The 3,175-nt window shown below is 47.4% G+C and carries 3 protein-coding genes; 2 read left to right on the forward strand and 1 reads right to left on the reverse strand.

Features of this window, described 5'->3' with window-relative positions; genetic code table 11:
• Positions 1–503, forward strand: a 503-nt coding sequence (locus tag VN105_RS03440; protein WP_325637950.1) for an Lrp/AsnC family transcriptional regulator, incomplete at its 5' end; no start/stop codon positions are given.
• Here the strand turns inward: VN105_RS03440 and VN105_RS03445 are convergent.
• Positions 504–2,525, reverse strand: coding sequence for a tetratricopeptide repeat-containing sensor histidine kinase (locus tag VN105_RS03445; protein WP_325637952.1), 2,022 nt, complete (start codon positions 2,523–2,525; stop codon positions 504–506).
• Positions 2,526–2,713: 188 nt separating this feature from the next.
• On the opposite strand from VN105_RS03445, the gene VN105_RS03450 reads away from it, so the two are divergent.
• Entirely contained in the window at positions 2,714–2,992 is a 279-nt protein-coding gene (locus VN105_RS03450; protein WP_325637954.1) for a SelT/SelW/SelH family protein, read from the forward strand.
• The last annotated feature ends 183 nt before the right edge of the window (positions 2,993–3,175 follow it).

Consider the following 3,175-nt stretch of genomic DNA (forward strand, 5'->3'; position numbering starts at 1 on the left):
AACTGCCGGACATCTTTTTAAAGAAAAATATAACTGCGATGGATACACTGGATAAAACGGACCGTAAAATACTGGAGGCGCTCCAGGCGGATGCCCGCCTGAATACCAAAGAAATTGCACACCGTATAGGACTTTCCGTTACCCCTACTTATGAACGCCTGAAAAAAATTGAAAAAAGCGGGGTGATCAAAAGCTACGTTACCCTTCTGCATGGGGAGAAAGCGGGTAAAACACTGGTAGCCTTCTGTAATGTATCCCTGCAACTGCACTCGCAGCCGCTGATTAAAAAGTTTGAAACGGCTATTGCAAAAATGGAAGAAGTGATGGAATGTTATCATGTAGCGGGCACCTACGATTACCTGCTGAAAGTAGTAGTGAACGATATGCGCAGCTACCAGCACTTTCTGACCAATAAGCTGGCGGCGATTGAAAATACGGGGCAGGTACACAGCGCTTTTGTAATGACGGAAATCAAGCACACCACGGCTTTCCGGCTGGCCTAGTTACCTTCTCAGCACGCTAACGCCGCCCGCGGGATGATCCTGTATCACTACCGTATAGGCGTGGGGGTTAATTTCCGGTTCTTCTGATAAAGGAACGGTAAAGGAAAAGCTGCTGCCGGTACCGGGCATACTGTTAAACCAGATTTGCCCGTGATTGCGTTCTACAAAGTCTTTGGAAAGATGCAGCCCCAGTCCGCAGCCTTTTTCATTCTGCGTACCGGTAGTAGAATAATAGATATTAGAGAAAATGCGGTGCTGGTTTTCCACGGGAATGCCAGTGCCATTGTCTTTCACTGTGATTTCCGCCTGCTCGTTATCATGTGTGGCGGTGATCAGTACTTCGCCACCGGCCGGTGTGAATTTAATGGCGTTGTTGATCAGGTTACGCAATACCAGCCTGATCATATCGGGGTCGGCATACACCATAATACTGGTATTCAGTTCATGCGTGAGCTTCACTTCTTTCTGTCTTGCCAGGGTTTGCAGCAGCTCAAATTCGCGGTTGAGTAACAGCGTTACATCAAAATCATCTGCTTTTACACCAATGCCCTTCATCTGGTTGCTGGCCCATTGCAGCATGTTATCCATCATGTAGGCGGTATTTTTTACATCCCGCCACAATTCATCGGTATATGCGCGGAATTGTGCGGCGTCGATCTTTTCATCTTTCAGTAAAAACAACAGTCCTTCCAGGATAGCCAGCGGGGAGCGGAGGTCGTGCGAGATCACCGAGAAAATTTTATCCTTTACCTGGTTAAGATTTTCGAGGGTGGCATTTTGCTCCAGGATAATGCGGTTCTGCATGGATACTTCCCGGTTCTTGTTGTTCAGCTCCAGGTATAGCTCCTGCTGCCTTTTATAGAGGCGGTACACCATCACGGTAATGAGCAGCAAGGCCAGGAAAAGCGCGGCGGCCGACAGCACCAGTACCCTTTGCTGTTGTATGGTGGCCAGGTGCATATGTTGTTCTTTCTTCAGCAGGATATTTTCGCGTTGCTTCTTTTCGGATTCATATTTCTCCTGGGAGCGGGAGATCAGCCTGCCCTTTTCCGCATTGAAAAAGTCGATGTTCCTCTTGCTGAACTCCTTGTAGCTTTCAAAGGCCGCAGCATAGTCTTTCCGTGCAGAGTCCAGTTCATAGCGGATCTTATAGTAGATCATTTCATTTTTCGCATTGCCCAGGGTATCATTTAACAGCCTGGCCTTTTCGAGGTTTTTATCGGCATCTTTCAGATCGCCCTGCATGGTTTGTATTTCCGCCAGGTTCAGGCTCGATTTCACCACGCCGGGCAAATTGCCGGCTTCCTGGTAGTAATTGGCGGAAAGCTGGTGATAGCGAAGGGCATCGGTATAGCGGTGCCGCAGCATGGCAACAATACCCATGTTTTCATAGGTATACGCCAGGCTACGGTAATCGCGAAGCTCCAGCTTTAATTTTTCCGCTTTCTCCAGGAACATCATTGCGGAATCGGGTATTTTAAGGGAGATATAAGCAGAGCCGATATTATTCAGCGTTTTTGCGATTTCCGCCTTTTCGTTTCTTTTCAGCTTTATATCCAGGGACTTTTTGAGATAAACGAGGGCATCTTCCGGGGTATTCAGTTCCGTAAAAATATTCCCTACGTCGTTGTTCAGTACACCCAGGGTATAAGAGTCGCCCAGTGTTTCCGCCAGTTTCAGCGCATTGAGGGTCAGCTGCATCTGCTGGTCAAGGTGGCCTTTGGTATTTTCCACGAGGGCAAGATTGCGCCATGCCCAGATTTTTCCCTGGCTGTAATGAAGGCTATCGCTAAGCCGGAGGGCTTCTGTGCCATACCTGGCGGCCGTGGGAGCGTCTATGGTGAAATAGGCCCTGGCCACCTGGTTCAGCAGGTTCACCCGGGTGGTATCGTTTTTTGTATGGGAGCGGAGTACTGCTAACAGGCTGTCATTAATAAGGCGTTGTGCTGTTACCGGAGGCGACAGCAGAATCAGAAATAATGGGATTAAAGCGCACTTTTTAAAGGAACTGACCGGCAGCATATTTAAGAGTGTTGGCAGTGACTAGGGTGGAGCGATTCGGGGCGGTCCACGTATAATAGGTTAAAATTAAAGATAATGTGCCACGATTCAAAGTAAGTTGATAAAAAAGTAGGGTTGGGGCAATGAATTTCGTGTTATGGCCCTTATAAATCAATTAGCTTTGTATCTTCCGGTAAAGTTTTATTTCAATGAAACCACTTATTACCATAGAATATTGCCCGAAATGCGGCTGGTTGCTGCGTGCTGCTTACATGGCGCAGGAGCTCCTCACCACTTTTACAGACGACCTGGGCGGCGTAACGCTTCGCCCCAGCGAAACAGGCGGCTCTTATATTATCTGGCTCGGCGAAGAAAAGATCTTCGACCGCAAGGAAAGCGGGCATTTCCCCGAGATAAAATTCCTCAAACAACTGGTCCGGGACCACGTAAACCCGGAAAAAAGCCTGGGCCACTCGGATAGACCATAGCGGATTTTGTCTGACTCAGGATTATGATGATTTCGCTGATTACACTGATTTTATTTTTTTGAGTGTTTGTTATAGTTAAGGGAGATGTGAGCGGATATACCCTTTTTCATCTCCCCTTACTATAAATTCAAAAGTAAAAAATCAGTGTAATCAGCGAAATCATCATAATCCTGAGTCAGACAA

The organism is Chitinophaga sp. (assembly GCF_035564935.1).
In the GTDB taxonomy this organism is placed as follows: domain Bacteria; phylum Bacteroidota; class Bacteroidia; order Chitinophagales; family Chitinophagaceae; genus Chitinophaga.

Coding starts and splice junctions, on each gene's coding strand:
- VN105_RS03445 (WP_325637952.1), bottom strand. CDS start 2,525: ATGCTGCCGGTCAGTTCCTTTAAAAAGTGCGCTTTAATCCCATTATTT.
- VN105_RS03450 (WP_325637954.1), top strand. CDS start 2,714: ATGAAACCACTTATTACCATAGAATATTGCCCGAAATGCGGCTGGTTG.